This window comes from Ignatzschineria sp. 22MB058224 (assembly GCF_058188435.1).
Genome location: NZ_CP187366.1, coordinates 1,297,633 through 1,313,058, shown reverse-complemented (window position 1 = coordinate 1,313,058; position 15,426 = coordinate 1,297,633). Strand labels below are relative to the sequence as shown.

16 protein-coding genes are annotated in these 15,426 nt (G+C 38.7%); 15 read left to right on the top strand and 1 reads right to left on the bottom strand.

The genetic code is table 11. The annotated features are described in order from the left end of the window. The 9 genes from ACPF7B_RS05695 to csrA all read left to right on the top strand — a co-directional run bounded on the left by ACPF7B_RS05695 (window position 1) and on the right by csrA (window position 7,175). Window positions 1-942, top strand: coding sequence for a D-alanine--D-alanine ligase (locus tag ACPF7B_RS05695; protein WP_490504875.1), 942 nt, complete (start codon window positions 1-3; stop codon window positions 940-942). A 58-nt stretch (window positions 943-1,000) separates the two neighbouring features. After that, window positions 1,001-1,804 carry a cell division protein FtsQ/DivIB gene (locus ACPF7B_RS05690; RefSeq protein ID WP_490504874.1) on the top strand — a complete coding sequence of 268 codons (804 nt, stop codon included), beginning with the start codon at window positions 1,001-1,003 and terminating at the stop codon, window positions 1,802-1,804. A 38-nt stretch (window positions 1,805-1,842) separates the two neighbouring features. Then, window positions 1,843-3,087: a cell division protein FtsA gene (gene ftsA / locus ACPF7B_RS05685; protein WP_490504873.1), complete on the top strand. Its 1,245-nt coding sequence runs from the start codon at window positions 1,843-1,845 to the stop codon at window positions 3,085-3,087. Between the two features lie 36 nt (window positions 3,088-3,123). After that, the gene (ftsZ, locus tag ACPF7B_RS05680) at window positions 3,124-4,251 is read left to right on the top strand and encodes a cell division protein FtsZ (RefSeq protein ID WP_490504872.1); all 1,128 of its coding nucleotides are present in this window, start codon (window positions 3,124-3,126) and stop codon (window positions 4,249-4,251) included. A 20-nt stretch (window positions 4,252-4,271) separates the two neighbouring features. Continuing rightward, window positions 4,272-5,186 carry a UDP-3-O-acyl-N-acetylglucosamine deacetylase gene (gene lpxC / locus ACPF7B_RS05675; protein WP_490504871.1) on the top strand — a complete coding sequence of 305 codons (915 nt, stop codon included), beginning with the start codon at window positions 4,272-4,274 and terminating at the stop codon, window positions 5,184-5,186. A 131-nt stretch (window positions 5,187-5,317) separates the two neighbouring features. Continuing rightward, window positions 5,318-5,581: a 30S ribosomal protein S16 gene (gene rpsP / locus ACPF7B_RS05670; RefSeq protein WP_490504870.1), complete on the top strand. Its 264-nt coding sequence runs from the start codon at window positions 5,318-5,320 to the stop codon at window positions 5,579-5,581. 75 nt (window positions 5,582-5,656) lie between these two features. After that, window positions 5,657-6,172 (top strand): ribosome maturation factor RimM, encoded by a 516-nt coding sequence (gene rimM / locus ACPF7B_RS05665; RefSeq protein WP_490504869.1) that lies wholly within the window; start codon window positions 5,657-5,659, stop codon window positions 6,170-6,172. After that, entirely contained in the window at window positions 6,169-6,855 is a 687-nt protein-coding gene (trmD, locus tag ACPF7B_RS05660; protein WP_490504868.1) for a tRNA (guanosine(37)-N1)-methyltransferase TrmD, read from the top strand. The genes rimM and trmD overlap by 4 nt, the downstream gene beginning before the upstream one ends. Before the next feature lie 131 nt (window positions 6,856-6,986). Beyond that, the gene (gene csrA, locus ACPF7B_RS05655) at window positions 6,987-7,175 is read left to right on the top strand and encodes a carbon storage regulator CsrA (RefSeq protein ID WP_490504867.1); all 189 of its coding nucleotides are present in this window, start codon (window positions 6,987-6,989) and stop codon (window positions 7,173-7,175) included. A gap of 71 nt (window positions 7,176-7,246) precedes the next feature. On the opposite strand, the gene glnA is transcribed toward csrA, so the two are convergent. Then, entirely contained in the window at window positions 7,247-8,659 is a 1,413-nt protein-coding gene (glnA, locus tag ACPF7B_RS05650; protein WP_490504866.1) for a type I glutamate--ammonia ligase, read from the bottom strand. A gap of 193 nt (window positions 8,660-8,852) precedes the next feature. Between glnA and xth the strand changes: the two genes are divergently transcribed. From xth to ubiE, 6 genes are all read left to right on the top strand, one after another. Next, the gene (xth, locus tag ACPF7B_RS05645) at window positions 8,853-9,617 is read left to right on the top strand and encodes an exodeoxyribonuclease III (RefSeq protein WP_490504865.1); all 765 of its coding nucleotides are present in this window, start codon (window positions 8,853-8,855) and stop codon (window positions 9,615-9,617) included. 58 nt (window positions 9,618-9,675) lie between these two features. Beyond that, on the top strand, window positions 9,676-10,548 hold the full coding sequence (gene dapA / locus ACPF7B_RS05640) for a 4-hydroxy-tetrahydrodipicolinate synthase (protein ID WP_490504864.1): 873 nt from the start codon (window positions 9,676-9,678) through the stop codon (window positions 10,546-10,548). 145 nt (window positions 10,549-10,693) lie between these two features. Continuing rightward, window positions 10,694-11,722 carry a hypothetical protein gene (locus tag ACPF7B_RS05635; RefSeq protein WP_490504863.1) on the top strand — a complete coding sequence of 343 codons (1,029 nt, stop codon included), beginning with the start codon at window positions 10,694-10,696 and terminating at the stop codon, window positions 11,720-11,722. A 101-nt stretch (window positions 11,723-11,823) separates the two neighbouring features. Beyond that, window positions 11,824-13,722 (top strand): DNA mismatch repair endonuclease MutL, encoded by a 1,899-nt coding sequence (gene mutL, locus ACPF7B_RS05630; protein WP_490504862.1) that lies wholly within the window; start codon window positions 11,824-11,826, stop codon window positions 13,720-13,722. Further along, window positions 13,723-14,544 (top strand): shikimate dehydrogenase, encoded by an 822-nt coding sequence (aroE, locus tag ACPF7B_RS05625; RefSeq protein WP_490504861.1) that lies wholly within the window; start codon window positions 13,723-13,725, stop codon window positions 14,542-14,544. Between the two features lie 94 nt (window positions 14,545-14,638). Continuing rightward, window positions 14,639-15,385, top strand: a complete 747-nt coding sequence (ubiE, locus tag ACPF7B_RS05620) for a bifunctional demethylmenaquinone methyltransferase/2-methoxy-6-polyprenyl-1,4-benzoquinol methylase UbiE (protein ID WP_490504860.1) — start codon at window positions 14,639-14,641, stop codon at window positions 15,383-15,385. Window positions 15,386-15,426: the final 41 nt, after the last annotated feature.

The window sequence follows — 15,426 nt, the reverse complement described above, 5'->3', positions numbered from 1 at the left end:
ATGACAAATAGTGTTGGTATCAATCCGGAAAAATTTGGAAAAGTTGCGGTTGTCTATGGCGGAAATTCATCGGAGCGTGAAGTGTCACTTTGGTCGGGAGAAGCTGTTTTAGAGGCTTTGCAGGCAAAAGGTGTAGATGCTCACGGTGTTGATTCTCGAGAAGTCGCGCTTTTAAGCCACCTGATAGATGAAAGTTTTGATCGAGTATTTATTGTTTTACATGGCCGTGGTGGTGAAGATGGTGTACTACAAGGCGCGTTAGAGTATCTTAATATTCCTTACACCGGCAGTGGCGTTTTAGCATCGAGTGTCGGGATGGATAAGCTTAAGACCAAGCAGATTTGGAAAGCGTTAAATTTGCCGGTGCTTGAATCCTACATTATTCAAAGTAGAGAAGAGGCGGAGTGCCTAAAAAATCAATTGGTCTATCCCGTGGCTGTTAAGCCATCTGAAGAGGGATCAAGTATTGGTGTCAGCCGTGTTGATAAAGCTGAAGACTTCGTAAGTGCTTGGGAGGCTGCTGGCGGATTTAATACCCCCGTATTTGCTGAAAATTGGATTGTAGGTAAAGGGGAATTTACATGTGCGATTCTTGGTGGCAAAGCGTTACCGTTAATTCGCATGGAAACAGATCTTGCGTTTTATGATTATGAAGCAAAGTATTTGCGTGATGATACACGTTATTACTGCCCGTCAGGAATTGACGAAGCGGATGAGTATCGTTTTCGTGATCTATGTGAAAAAGCATTTGCGGCTTTAGGTGCAAGTGGTTGGGGACGTGTTGATTTTGTCGTGGATAATGATAATAATCCTTGGTTATTAGAGATTAATACCGTTCCAGGAATGACTAACCATTCTTTAGTGCCAATGGCAGCAAAAGTGTCAGGGATTGATTTTCAAGAATTATGTTGGAAAATATTGGAAGATTCTTTAGTGAAGTAATTTTCAATTTAATTATTGATTTTTATAAATAATACGGATTTAATGTCGCTTGAATAAAATGCAAATATCATCTGAAAATACATATCGATCTTTACGAAATAAAGGTCGAAATCAGTATGGCGTCGTTCAAAAAAAGCCATTTGATTGGGGGAAACTTGGGCGAGGTATTTTGCGCGTAATTCGTTTTGTGTTTTTATTGTCATTATTAGGTGGGATTTTGATCGGTCCTTATTTTGGTTGGCAATATCTCAAAAAAAATAATACGTTTTTTAAAATTGAAACAGTGTCAGTCTATGGTGATATCGAGTATCTCCCTTCATCAAGAATCAATGAGTTAGTAAAAGCTGCTATTGGACAAAATTTAATTGGCCTTGATATGCAACATTATCAAGATCAAATTTTAGAAGAGCGTTGGATTAAATCTGTCTCTCTTAAACGGCAATGGTTGCATGAGCTTGAGGTTCATATAGCTGAAGAGCGACCGGTCGCTATTTGGAATCTTACAAGGATGATTGATGCGGAGGGAACTATCTTTGAACCATCATTCATCCCTGATGAAGAATGGGTATCACTTGAAGGACCAGATGATAAAGCGTTAACGGTTCTTGAGACTTATACAGATGTGTCACTTCAGCTTGAAAAGGCTGGATTTAAGCTACAAAAGCTAGTATTGGATCAAAATGGTTCCTGGGCTATACTGTTAGACAATGACTTATGGCTTGTAATCGGCTCAGAAGAGTTACAAGATCGTTTATCGCGATTCTTGAAACAGTTTCCTGACAAAGAGGTCTTAAAAGCGATACAGCAAATTGATTTACGGTATAAAAATGGATTCTCTGTCAAATGGCGAGAGAATTTATAACATAAAGAATATGAGTAATAATTAACGGGGCTCAAAATATGACAGAGACTTCAGTACAATCAGTTGGTGTATGCATTGATATCGGCACGCATAAAGTTGTCGGTATGATGGCTAAAATTCGAGATGATGGCAGAATTGAGATAATGCGCATTGTTTCTCGACCATCAAGAGGTATTAAGCGGGGGATTATCACCAATATTGCACCTATAACAAATATTGTTGGCGATATTATTAAAGAGTTTGAAGAGACGCAATCGGTGAGCGTGTTGTCTGTGTCTGTATCAATTACTGGAGCGCATATTCGAAGTCGGAGTAATATTGGGGTTGTTTCGAATAGTAATGAGCGATTTTCAGAAGAAGATCATAGCAAACTTTTGAGTGAAGCTGGCAAAATAAAGCTTGATGAAGGCGAGAGTGTCATTCATGTACTTCCACAAAAATATATTGTAGATAATGGTCCGCCCGTAGAAAATGTCGTGGGTTTATCGGGCGTTAAATTTACATTAAATGCCCATCTCGTAACTGCTGCAACGAATGAGATTGCTAATATTAGCAATTGTGTCACCGCCAACGGGGTAGCGATTGATAACATTATCTATGAAGGAATATCTTCGGCGATCAGTGTGTTGACGGAAGATGAGATGCAACATGGTGTAACGCTTATTGATATTGGTGCAGGTGTTACGGATGTTGTCACTTATAAAAATGGTGCTGTTATTTTTCATGAATCGATTCCCATTGGCGGCGATGATGTGACTTCTGATATCGCTAAAATTAAACGATTTTCAACTCAAGTCGCTGAAAATATTAAGCTTGAATATGGAAGCTGTTTAACCTATTCATCATTTAATGACGTCATTACATTGCCGGTGATTACCAATCAAAGTGAGAATCGTACAATGTCTCGGCGTGATCTTTGTTCGATTATAGAAGCTCGCTATCGAGAAATTTTTGAAATAGTCCGGCAAAAAATTATGAATGCAGATGCGTATCAAATTCATGATGCTGGAGTTGTTCTGACCGGAGGAGCAAGCCTAATGCCTGGTTGTGTTGATTTAGCACAAGAAATTATGGAAAAACCTTGTCGCATTGGCGTGCCTATTAATGTCTATACTAATTATACAGAGCCATTAACAGCTTCTCATGCGGCGGTCGTCGGTTTACTGGCGGCTCATAAATATGAAAATATTTGGCAGAAAGACGTGCAAAAAACAGTGCCAAGCGGTAATATTTTTAGTAACATATATAACAAAATAGCTGGAATGTTTCGTAAGAACTTCTAGTACTTGAAGAATATAAATATAAATTGAGGATTGACAATGTCCATATTTGAACTGCAGCAAGATCATAACGAACATGGTCCTATCATTAAGGTGATAGGTGTCGGTGGCGCGGGTGGTAATGCTATCACGCATATGGTGAATTCTGGTCTTACAGGTGTAACCTTTATTGTTGCGAATACAGATTCGCAAGATTTAGGTGAAGCGAAAGCAGATGTCCGAATTCAACTAGGAGAGCAATTGACGCGTGGTCTTGGAGCTGGGGCAAATCCTGAAATTGGTCGTCAAGCAGCTGAAGAGACAAAAGATGCTATCCGTACTGAATTGAATGGTGCTGATATGGTCTTTATTGCAGCTGGAATGGGCGGTGGAACTGGTACTGGTGCGGCGCCAATTGTTGCTGAGATTGCGCGGGAATTAGGCATTTTAACGGTTGCAGTGGTATCGCGTCCTTTCTCAATGGAAGGTCGTAAACGTGATCAGGCTGCCGCTCAAGGCTTAAAACAATTAGCACAACAAGTAGACTCATTAATAACGATTCCAAATGACCGATTAATGAGCGTTTTAGGTAAAGGTGTAAGTCTTTATGACGCATTTAGTGCAGCTAACAATGTACTTTTTAATGCTGTTCAAGGGATTACGGATAGTATTACTAAACCAGGGATGATTAACCTTGATTTCAATGATGTAAAAACGGTTATGAAGCAACAAGGTTTGGCAATGATGGGTGTTGGTTTAGCATCCGGGGATAATGCTGCTCGTGAAGCAATTCAACAAGCAATTTCATCGCCTCTTTTAGAGGAAGTGAACTTGACTGGTGCAAAAGGTTTGCTTGTGAACGTTGCGGGTGGATCGAAATTGAATCTGGGTGATTTAAATGACATCGGTGCAATCATTAGTGACTATACTAATGAAGATACAACAATTGTATTTGGTACGGTTATTGATGATGAAATGGGTGATGATATTAAAGTGACATTAGTTGCCACCGGCTTAGGAGAGTATCAGTCCCCAACTGAGCAGCGCAGTGTCGCAGATCAACTTCTAGGTCGCGTTTCTCGCCCAGCTTCAGAGGCCGTGTCGCGTGATAATGTGAAGTCATCAGCGACAAGTAGTTCATCGACAGGCTATTTAGACATACCTGCATTTTTAAGAAAAAACTCTTAAAATTTGAAGTGAGTAATTTTATGCTTAAGCAAAGAACAATAAAAAGCCTCGTTCAAACAACAGGAGTTGGCTTACATTCAGGGAAAAAGGTTTATCTAACCTTGAGACCTGCCGGAATTGATCAGGGAATCATCTTTCGACGTACGGATGTCCCTTCGCCGGATATTAAAATTCAAGCAGAGTCCGTGGTAAGCACACAGCTTGCTACAATGATTGCCTCTCCTGAAGCGCCAGAAGTAACTATCTCTACAATTGAGCACTTGATGTCTGCACTTTGTGGGCTTGGAATTGATAATGTTATTGTCGAAGTGAGTGCGCCAGAAATTCCAATTATGGATGGTAGTTCTGCGCCATTTATCTACTTAATACAATCGGCGGGTATTCAAGAGCAAAATGCTGCTAAGAAGTTTATAAAGGTGAAAAAGCCGGTGACTTATAAGCATGAAGATAAAATAGCAAAATTGCTGCCTTACAATGGTTTTCGATTGGATTTCACTATTAAATTTGACCATGCTGTATTAGATAAAACCAATCCTCATCATCGTTGTGAGTTTTCTTCTCAGTATTATGTAAGAGAGATTGCAAGAGCGCGAACCTTTGGCTTTATGAAAGACCTTGAAGTTATGCGCGAGTTAAATCTTGCTTTGGGCGGTAGTATGGATAATGCCATTGTCGTTGATGATTACCGTATTTTAAATAGCGATGGTCTTCGTTATGAAGATGAGTTTGTGCGTCATAAAGTATTAGATGCAGTGGGTGATCTGTATGTATTAGGGCATCCGATTATCGGGGAGTTTGTTGGGTATAAAGCAGGGCATATGATGAATAATATGCTCATCAGAGAGCTAATGAAAGATCCTTCAGCCTATGAGTTGGTAACGTATGAAGAAGCTGATGTTTCTCCTGTTACATACGAAGTTCCCGCGTGGAATTAATTTTGGTGAGTACTTTTAATTTTATTTAAATTAGAGTATAGTTTGTTGTTTACGATTTTATATTGAATAACGTGTCTCTATATCATATAAAAAAGTTTTGGATATTAGTTAAAGATAGGATATAAATTTTTATGGTTACAATTCGTCTAGCTCGTGGAGGCTCTAAGAAGCGTCCTTTCTACCAAATTGTTGTTGCGGATCAAAGAAACTCTGTGACAGGTAAATATATTGAGCGTCTTGGCTTTTTCAATCCAATCGCTAAGGGTGGAGAGAAACGTTTACAATTAGCTCAAGACCGTCTCGATTATTGGATTGGAGTTGGAGCACAGCCTTCAGAGCGTGTTGCATCTTTAATCAAAGAAGCTAAAAAAGCAGCGGTTGCTCAAGAAGCATAATTGTTGCTAATAAATTAAAATTAGGCCATCTTACATAATAAGTAAGATGGCTTTTTTATTAAGGTGGAATCATAAATGTTGGGCACAAAAAAAATTAATATTGGTAAAATTAATGGATTTCATGGCGTGAAGGGCTTTATTAAAGTTTTTTCAGAAACACGTCCTCGTGAAGGAATTTTGGAGTATAAGCGGTTTTATATCAGACGTAATGAGCATGAATGGCAAGAGCTCGAAGTTGAGGTAGGGCAAAAGCATAGTAAGCATATCCTGCTAAAATTTAAAGGTTATGATTCAAGAGATTCTGTTGAAAACTTATTGGGTAAGGAGTTATATCTTGATAAAGATGATCTTCCAAAACTTTGTGAAAATGAGGTATATTGGGTAGATCTTTATGGTTTGAAGGTATTTAATCACGATGATATTTTGCTAGGTATTATTGAAGATATTTTTGAAACGGGTGCTAATGATGTTATCGCTGTTAAAGGTGAATATGGTGAGATTTTAATTCCTTACTCATTGGAATATATCATAATGGAAATTAATCTCGAAGAAGGTTATATACAAGTAGATTGGGATTTGGATGAAGAATGATTATTGATATCATAGGATTAATTCCTGATCTTATTACGCCTGTTTTAACGGATGGCATTGTTAGTAGAGCCTACAAAGCCGGTATTTTTGAACTTCGTTTTTGGAATCCTCGAGAATATACGACGGATCGGCATCATACAGTAGATTCACGTCCTTATGGAGGCGGTCCGGGCATGGTGATGCTTTATGAGCCATTGAAGAAAACGCTTGATGAAATAGAAGATTTTCGAGGGAGCCGAGGATTTAGAATTTACATGTCGCCACAAGGTGATCTTTTGGAACAACCACTGGTGCGAAAATTTGCTGAATTAGAGCATATTGTCATACTATGCGGTCGCTATGAAGGTGTCGATCAGCGTTTGATTGATAGTGAAATTGATTTGGAGTTATCAATCGGTAATTATGTTTTATCAGGTGGAGAGCTAGCCGCTGCGGTTGTGATTGATTCGATTGTACGTCTATTGCCAGGAGCTATATCAAATGAGTCATCGCATATTTGTGACTCATTTTCTGAGGGAGATCTACTTGATCACCCTCATTATGCCCGTCCTAGAGAAATTAATGGGTTAAAAGTGCCCGAGGTTCTTTTTTCGGGCGACCATCAAAAAATTGCTCAATGGAGAAAATCCATTGCTACTGAACGTACAAAGTTGAGAAGAGAAAGGTTATTGAAGGGTCGATAATTCGAATTTATATGTAAAATGTTATGTTGACTAGTAAAAAAATAATGTTTATTATTATTTTTCATAAAAATTATAATACTAACGTAATATAGTTTACATTTTAATGCCTTCGATATAATAAGGAGGGATGGTTGTTAATTTTTACACGAAAGCCTGGTGAACGGTTTATTATAAATGACGACATAGTTGTAACTGTATTGGACTATAAAGGCAAACAGGTTCGAATTGGTGTTGATGCGCCACAAAATGTAAAGATCTATCGAGAAGAGATCTATCAAAAAATCAATTCAGAAGAATTAGATTCTAATAATAAAGACTAATATATTTAGCTTATAAAAAAGGCCCCTATTATACTTAATAGGGGCTCTTTTCATATGAATTGTATTAAATGTTAAATTGAATAATAAAGTTTGTATTCCATAGGATGCGGTGTCTCTGCAACTTTATTGATTTCTGCTTGCTTAAGGCGGATATATGCATCAATCATTTCATTGGTGAAAACGCCACCTTCTAATAAGAACTCTCGGTCTTCGTTTAATGCGTGTAATGCCTCATCAAGATTTTTAGAAACCTTGGGAATTGCTTTTAATAGATCACTCGAGAGATCGTAAAGATTCTCATCAGAAGCGCCTCCAGGATGAATTTTATTTTTTATACCATCAAGACCGGCCATAAGAAGTGCTGCGAAGGAAAAATAGCTATTGCCGGTTGCGTCAGGGAAACGAATTTCAATGCGGCGTGCTTTTTCATTGGCAACGTAAGGAATACGGATGGATGCGGTTCGATTTTTGGCAGAATATGCGAGTAATACCGGTGCCTCGTAATGTGGTACTAAACGTTTATAACTGTTTGTCGAAGCGTTAGTAAAAGCGTTTAGTGCTTTTGCGTGTTTAATAATACCACCGATAAAATAGAGTGCTGTTTCTGATAAATTGCTGTATTCAGATCCACAGAAGATATTCTCATTATTTTTAAAGAGAGAGATATGGACATGCATTCCAGAACCATTTTCACCAAAATAGGGTTTTGGCAAGAAGGTTGCGCTTTTTCCACAAAGGTCTACCGTGCTTTTGACGATATATTTTAATCGCTGAACCTCATCTGCTTTTTGAAGAAGTGTGTTAAACTTTGCCCCAATTTCACATTGGCCAGCGGAAGCAACTTCACGGTGATGAATTTCAATTTCCAATCCAGTTTTTTCTGCATTTACGACAATTTCATTACGTATATCATGTAGCTTATCGACCGGCTGGAGCGGAGAGTAGCCACCTTGGTGTTCTGCATAGTGGCCTGAATAGGATTCTTTTTTGGAAGAATCCCAATAAGATGTATTTGAATTGAGTTCATAACTTACATTATCGGGTGCAACATTATATTGAACATTATCAAAGATGAAAAATTCGTTTTCAGGGCCAAAAAATGCAGTATCAGCAATTCCTGTTGCTTGTAAGTAGCTTTCGGCACGTTTTGCAAGTGCCCGAGGATCCCGAGAGTAGTAATCTTTTGTATCAGGTTCGAGAACATCACAAATTAAAACGAGTGTTGGGTGTTTAATAAGGGGGTCAATAAATGCGCTTGTGGGGTCAGGCATTAAAATCATGTCAGATGATTCAGTCTGCTTCCAACCTTGAAAACTTGAGCCATCAAAGAATTTTCCTTGAGTAAAAAGTTCTTCATTCACCTGTCGTGCTGGGATAGTAAAGTGGTGCTCCTGTCCGACCATATCTGTTAAGCGTAGGTCTACAAATAAAATTTCCTTCTCCTTAATGAGTTTTAAAATGGAACGTATACTATCAGCCGGCATTATTTACTCCTTCCTGTCATTATGTCGCGTCTATAAACGATTTATTCTACACTAGTTTTGTGAAAAAAAATGCAAGAAAGTTGTTTGTTAAAGTAAAAAAATCCAGTGATAAAAGCATTTTGGGGAAATCGCAAAATATAGGTAGAATGGGGAAGTGAATTCAAATTATCGATAGAGAAGAATAGTATAAACAATGAAAATAACGACTTGGAATCTTAATTCAATTAAAGTTCGCTTAGAACAGTTGACCAATTTTATAGAAGCTGAACAACCCGATGTGATTGGCCTACAAGAGTTAAAGTGTAATAATGATCAATTTCCTGTTCATGAGATAGAAACTCAAGGGCTTCACTTTGCTTTTAATGCTCAGCCAACGTATAACGGTGTTGCGCTGTTATCAAAAAAAGAGATCTTTGATATTGAATATGATATCCCAGGGTATGAAGATTCCGAAAAAAGGGTTATTGCGGGTACTATTGATGGTGTCAGAGTGATTAATGCTTATGTGCCTAATGGCCAATCTCCTGAGTCTGAAAAATATCAATATAAACTTAAGTGGTTAGCAGCCTTCACTGACTATGTTGAAAAAAGTTTAAAGCGCTATTCCGAGCTTGTGGTATTGGGAGATTTTAATATTGCCCCAACTGACGATGATGTTCATAATCCGCTTTCTTGGAAGGGAAAAATATTATGTACTGATCAAGAGCGAGAGTCTTATCAAAAAATTTTAGCGCTAGGGTTAGTGGATGGGCTCCGAATTGAAGCATCTCCTAAAGGTCTTTTTACATGGTGGGATTATCGCCAAGGTGGATTTGAGAAAAATAGTGGCATTCGCATTGATCATCTATTATTATCAAGAAGATTGAGCCGCCGTTTTATATCATCTGCAGTTCATGTGAAGTATAGAGCCATGGAGCGTCCTTCGGATCATGCGCCAGTATCAATTATACTAAAATAGCAGTGGTTGGGAGTTTTTCTTCTTAATCACTCAGAGAAAAGTTGTAAGGAGAGAGTCTATGTTTGGTGGTAGTATTGTTGCGATTGCAACTCCGATGTTTCCTGATGGTCGTATCGATTTTGACTCGTTTGAAAAACTTGTTGAATTTCATATCGAAAATAAGACAGACGCACTAGTCGCAGTAGGTACAACTGGTGAGTCAGCTACGATTAATTTTGATGAGCACCGTGAAGTTGTGAAGCGCGTTGTGCAGTATGTTCGCGGTCGAGTGCCCGTTATTGCCGGAACCGGTGGTAATTCAACTGAAGAAGCGATTCGTCTTACGCATTGGGCGGCTGAGGATGGTGTAGATGCATGTTTACTCGTTGCTCCTTACTATAATAAACCTCCACAAGAAGGTCTTTTTCAACACTTTAAGTTAATTGCGGAAACAGTAGATATTCCACAAATTCTTTATAATGTACCAGGAAGAACTGCATCAGATATTCAAGTTGATACCGTTGAAAAACTTGCGAATATTAAAAATATCGTTGCAATAAAAGAGGCAAGTAATTTTGAGCGTGTAGAGCAATTAATCCGCCGTGTTGGTGATAAAATTGATGTATTGACGGGTGAGGATGGAATTGCTGCTCAATGTGTTTTGGCAGGGGCAAAAGGCGTTATTTCTGTAACGGCCAATATCGTCCCTCTTCAAATGCATGAAATGATTCAAGCAGCTTTAAAAGGTGACGAGGCACGTGCATATGAAATTAATGAACAAATTAAAGAACTGCATCATATTCTTTTTTTAGAGACAAACCCGATTCCCGTTAAATGGGCTCTTCAGCAAATGGGTAAAATTAATGCAGGAATTCGCTTACCTCTTGTTCCTTTAAATCCTCAATATCATTTGACAGTTCAAGAAGCTATGAGAAAAGTTGGGCTTATTTAAGAAAATTTTGATATAAGCTACAGAATTAAATAGATAAACAAACACTAAATAGATTTTTCGGGTATAATTCTTAAGAAAATTTATTTGGTAGTTACTTGAATTCCTCGTACAATGACAAGAATTTATATTCAGTAAAGGTTAGTCCATGTATACAAAAAAAATAGCGTTTGCAGTGTTGCTATCTGGCTTAATAATAAGCGGCTGCTCTACTCAGAAAGTGCAGTCTAGAGATAGTTTGCGTTATTTGAAATCATCTCAGGTAAATCCGCTTGAATATCCGCCCAATTTGGTGAAACGTACTCAAACGGATACTAGTGCGACAACTTCGCTCCAAGAGTATCGCCAACATCAGAAACAGGTAGTCGCTAAGGTGTTAGCTGCAAATTCTGATAACGGTGTCACTTTTGTGGAGTCTGAAAATGGACGTCGTTGGATTAATACCGGTCATACGCCTGATTTTGTTTGGCAACAAACTCAACTATTGCTTCGTGAGTTAGGGTTAGAAATCGAATCACAGTCACCTGATGCAGGCCTTATCGAAACTAAATGGGCTGAAAATCAGGCAGATGTTCCTGATGGTTTAATTCGTGGTTTGATTAAGCGTATCGCAAGTAATCTTTTTGGTTCATCTTCTCGTGATAAGTTTAAAATTCGTTTAGAAAAAGATGGAGATCGTACGTTAGTCTATGTTACTCACTATGCAATGAAAGATGAAGCAACAGGAAATGATGATCAGTTTCATCGTTGGGTTGATGCCCCGGGAGATCCTGAGCTAGAAGCAGAGTTTATTGCCCGCCTAGCCGCGCGGTTAGGAGGTGATGGCCAAAGCGCCTTGGGAAAGGGCGTGCTTCCCGCGGTTGAACGGGAAGGGACTACGCTTGTCATTAATAACAGAGATCAACAAGATGTCTGGAAACAGCTCGGGAATATTTTAGATGATGGTGCGGTGTTTAATGTTCTTGAAAGTTACTCTGGCATTAACACCTATCGTGTGGGACGTACGGTAAAGAAACGGCGTTTCTTCTTTTTCACAAAGTATGATCGTGAAGGAGAGGTCTATTATATTCGCGTGAATAATATTGGGGATGGCAAAACACGTATTGATGTATTGCCTGTTCTCACGCTTAATTACTTAGAAGATTTGATGGATCGAATGACGACTCAAATGAACTAGTACTTTTTACGCGAATATTTTTTGGTATCATAAAAACGCCTGTAGATTTTTTCTCAGGCGTTTTTATTTATCTTTGTTATAAATAGCAAGAAGGACTTAGTATGAATCGGCGAATTGCCAAGTTAGATCCTCATGTTATCAATCAAATAGCGGCAGGTGAGGTTGTTGAAAGACCAGCATCTATCGTGAAAGAGTTGGTTGAAAATAGTATAGATGCAGGTTCTACCGAAATTACTATTGATATTAAAAGTGGTGGAATGGATCATATTATTGTCCAAGATAACGGTCATGGGATTGTTAAAGATGATCTAAATTTGGCATTATCGAGCCACTCAACGAGTAAAATTCGGCATGCAGATGATTTAGTAGAGATTGCTACACTCGGATTTCGAGGAGAGGCATTGCCTAGTATTGCGGCGGTGTCACGTTTGACGCTTATTTCAAAGGCCAATGGCACTGAATATGCCTTTAAAGTAAATGGAAGAGGGCATGATGAGATCAACGAACCAATGCCTGCCTCATTGCCAGAGGGAACACGTATCGAGGTTTATGATCTCTTCTTTAATGTGCCTGCTCGCCGTAAATTTCTCCGTACTGAACGTACAGAGTTTAGCCATATTGAAACGCTTGTAAAGCGGTTAGCACTTATTCGTTTCGATATTAGTTTTACATTAATTCATAATGGTAAAACGGTTTTTACCGCTCCAATTGCATCAAATATTGACGAGCAACAAGTACGAATTGGGACGGTATTTAATCAAGATTTTTTAGAGAATAGTTTTCACTTTTCGCATACGAAAGAGATTGTGCTTGATGAACAGGGAATCACTAGAGTTTTAACACTTGAGGGATGGTTGGCAAAACCAACTTTTTTTCGAAATAGTAATGATTGGCAATATGTCTATGTGAATGGCCGTATGGTGAAAGATCGTCTTGTTGCTCATGCTATTCGTCAAGCATATAGAGATGTGATGTATAGTGATAAGCATCCGGCCTTTGTGATCTATTTAACGTTGGATCCTGCATCAGTCGATGTGAATGCACATCCACAAAAACATGAAGTACGTTTTCGGGAATCACGAATCGTGCATGATTTTATCTTTAGTACGCTTAACTATGTGATTTCGAAACCTGAAGTCCTAGAGGGCAGTGAAGCTTTGCCGGTTGTCGCTTCATTAGAACCCTCTGTTACTGCTACATCAGAAGAAGGACTCCTTCCGCCCTCTCGACAACACAGGTTTAGTTTTGGGAATGGAAGTATTCCTTCTAAAAGTTATAATCCTATAAATTTATATGAAGCGCTTGGTGCTGGCGGGATTTCTCTAGACTCGATAAAAAACTTCAACGAGCCTCAGACTCATTCTGTGTTAAATACTGAAGAACGATTAAACAGCGATGGAGAAAATACTGATGAAGCACCCCTGGGATATGCTCTAGGTCAGCTTCATGAAGCTTATATCTTAGCTGAGAATCGTGATGGATTGGTTTTGGTTGATATGCATGCTGCACATGAGCGTATTATTTATGAGCGTTTTAAAAATGCTGTTGCATCCCAAGAGGGGATTGTGCGTCAAGCATTGTTGATCCCCAAAACAATGGATGTTGGAAGTAAGGAGATTGCAATCGTGGAGGAGTTTCAGCGTGAGCTGCTCTCTTTAGGTTTGTTACTAGAAGTACTCAGTCATAACAGTATTGTAATTCGTGAAGTTCCGGCAAGCCTTATTCGGGCAGATATCGAAAAACTTGTTCAAGGAGTTTTAACAGACCTAGATCGTTATGGGTCGAGCCAAAAAATTACTGAACATATGAATGATATTTTATCAACAATGGCTTGTCATAGCGCTATTCGCCATCATCGGCGCCTGACGCTTCCAGAGATGAATGCTTTACTTCGAGATATGGAACGAACAGAGCGTTCTGGGCAATGTAATCATGGACGCCCAACATGGCGTTCACTAGCACTTACGGATCTTGATAAACTTTTTTTACGCGGAGAGTAAATGATGAGTCAACATTTATGTGTGATTTTTGGTAATCCGGTGGCTCATTCAAAATCCCCAGAAATGCAGATGCAGTTCGCAAAAAATAGCGGGGTGAATTTAGAATATTTAAGAGTATTAGTCCCGCTTGATCAATTTAAAGAAATAGTTAAAAACTGGCAAGAAAAAGGGATATTGGGTGCGAATATCACGGTGCCTTTTAAAGAGATGATCCTATCGTTATGTGATCGCTTAACCGTAGAAGCGCAAGTTGCGAAAGCAGTTAATACTATTCGTATAGAGAGTAATGGTACGATCAGTGGGCATAATACTGATGGAATTGGATTAATTCGGGATATTACTGTCACAAAAAATATAGAAATTACTGGAAAGAAAGTTTTGGTGTTAGGTGCAGGTGGTGCGGTAAGAGGTATTTTGCAGCCACTTTTAGAGAAAAATCCAAATTTAGTTGTATTGAGTAATCGTACACAAACTAAAGCGATACAGCTTGCAAAAGAGTTTAAGCAATATGGCAATATTCGTGCAACTGCTTGGAGTGATGTAAAAGATGAGTTTGATTTGATTATTAACGGTACTAGCGCTTCCTTACAGCAATCATTTCCTGATTTGCCGCTCGGCGTGATTTGTTCTAAAACAGTTGGATATGACCTTGTGTATAGCCATGAGCCCACTGTTTTTATGCGCTATATTGAAAATAATGGTGGTTCTGCAGCCTATGATGGTTTGGGAATGTTGATTGAGCAGGGTGTTTATGCATTTGAATTCTGGTTTGGTGTAAAACCTTCGATTGAAGGTGTATTATCCATTTTTGGGCGTGATTAATCATTGGTACAGATATGGAAAAAGCACTTATTATCAGGTAATAAATATCGATTTTTGTTATTATTTCAGAATTATTAGAAAAGGATGCAGAGATATGTCTGAAGAAAAAACGCATTTTGGTTATCAAACTGTCGATCGTGATGAAAAAGAAGCAAAAGTCGCAGAAGTATTTCATTCTGTCGCAAGTCGCTATGATGTGATGAATGATGTGATGAGCTTCGGGATTCATCGTTTATGGAAAAATACTGCAATGACACTCTCTGGTGCGAAACGTGGTCAAAAAGTTCTTGACCTAGCCGGCGGCACTGGTGATTTGACAAAACGTTTGAGTAAACGAGTCGGGTCAGAAGGATTAGTGGTTCTGTCAGATATTAATGAATCTATGCTTGAGGAAGGGCGAAAACGTCTAATTAATGAAGGGATTGTTGGTAATGTTGAATTTAAGCAAATTAACGCTGAACAGATTCCTTTTGAAGATGCGACGTTTGATCTTGTCACGATTGGTTTTGGTCTGCGGAATGTTACGGATAAAATGAAAGCACTAAAGGAGATGCGCCGAGTTTTAAAACCAGGAGGCCGTCTTTTAGTATTAGAATTTTCAAAACCTGTCGTTCCTGGGTTGGGGACTCTTTACGATTTTTACTCTTTCCAAATTATTCCACGAATGGGTGAATTTATCGCAAAAGATGGGGATAGTTATCGCTATCTTTCGGAATCAATTCGAATGCATCCGCCACAAGAAGAACTTCGAGATATGATGCTTGAAGCAGGTTTTGATGAGGTGGATTATAAAAATCTAACGGGTGGGATTGTTGCGATTCACCGTGGATTTGTCTACTAAAAATAATAAGTTGCGATCGTAATCGTTAATAATGCGTGAAA

Excerpts from the sequence above, each read along its gene's own strand:
- rimM (WP_490504869.1), top strand. The coding sequence starts at position 5,657 with ATGTTGGGCACAAAAAAAATTAATATTGGTAAAATTAATGGATTTCAT.
- xth (WP_490504865.1), top strand. The coding sequence starts at position 8,853 with ATGAAAATAACGACTTGGAATCTTAATTCAATTAAAGTTCGCTTAGAA.
- glnA (WP_490504866.1), bottom strand. The coding sequence starts at position 8,659 with ATGCCGGCTGATAGTATACGTTCCATTTTAAAACTCATTAAGGAGAAG.
- aroE (WP_490504861.1), top strand. The coding sequence starts at position 13,723 with ATGATGAGTCAACATTTATGTGTGATTTTTGGTAATCCGGTGGCTCAT.
- ACPF7B_RS05690 (WP_490504874.1), top strand. The coding sequence starts at position 1,001 with ATGCAAATATCATCTGAAAATACATATCGATCTTTACGAAATAAAGGT.
- ftsZ (WP_490504872.1), top strand. The coding sequence starts at position 3,124 with ATGTCCATATTTGAACTGCAGCAAGATCATAACGAACATGGTCCTATC.
- dapA (WP_490504864.1), top strand. The coding sequence starts at position 9,676 with ATGTTTGGTGGTAGTATTGTTGCGATTGCAACTCCGATGTTTCCTGAT.
- ftsA (WP_490504873.1), top strand. The coding sequence starts at position 1,843 with ATGACAGAGACTTCAGTACAATCAGTTGGTGTATGCATTGATATCGGC.
- lpxC (WP_490504871.1), top strand. The coding sequence starts at position 4,272 with ATGCTTAAGCAAAGAACAATAAAAAGCCTCGTTCAAACAACAGGAGTT.
- mutL (WP_490504862.1), top strand. The coding sequence starts at position 11,824 with ATGAATCGGCGAATTGCCAAGTTAGATCCTCATGTTATCAATCAAATA.
- ubiE (WP_490504860.1), top strand. The coding sequence starts at position 14,639 with ATGTCTGAAGAAAAAACGCATTTTGGTTATCAAACTGTCGATCGTGAT.
- ACPF7B_RS05695 (WP_490504875.1), top strand. The coding sequence starts at position 1 with ATGACAAATAGTGTTGGTATCAATCCGGAAAAATTTGGAAAAGTTGCG.
- trmD (WP_490504868.1), top strand. The coding sequence starts at position 6,169 with ATGATTATTGATATCATAGGATTAATTCCTGATCTTATTACGCCTGTT.
- rpsP (WP_490504870.1), top strand. The coding sequence starts at position 5,318 with ATGGTTACAATTCGTCTAGCTCGTGGAGGCTCTAAGAAGCGTCCTTTC.
- ACPF7B_RS05635 (WP_490504863.1), top strand. The coding sequence starts at position 10,694 with ATGTATACAAAAAAAATAGCGTTTGCAGTGTTGCTATCTGGCTTAATA.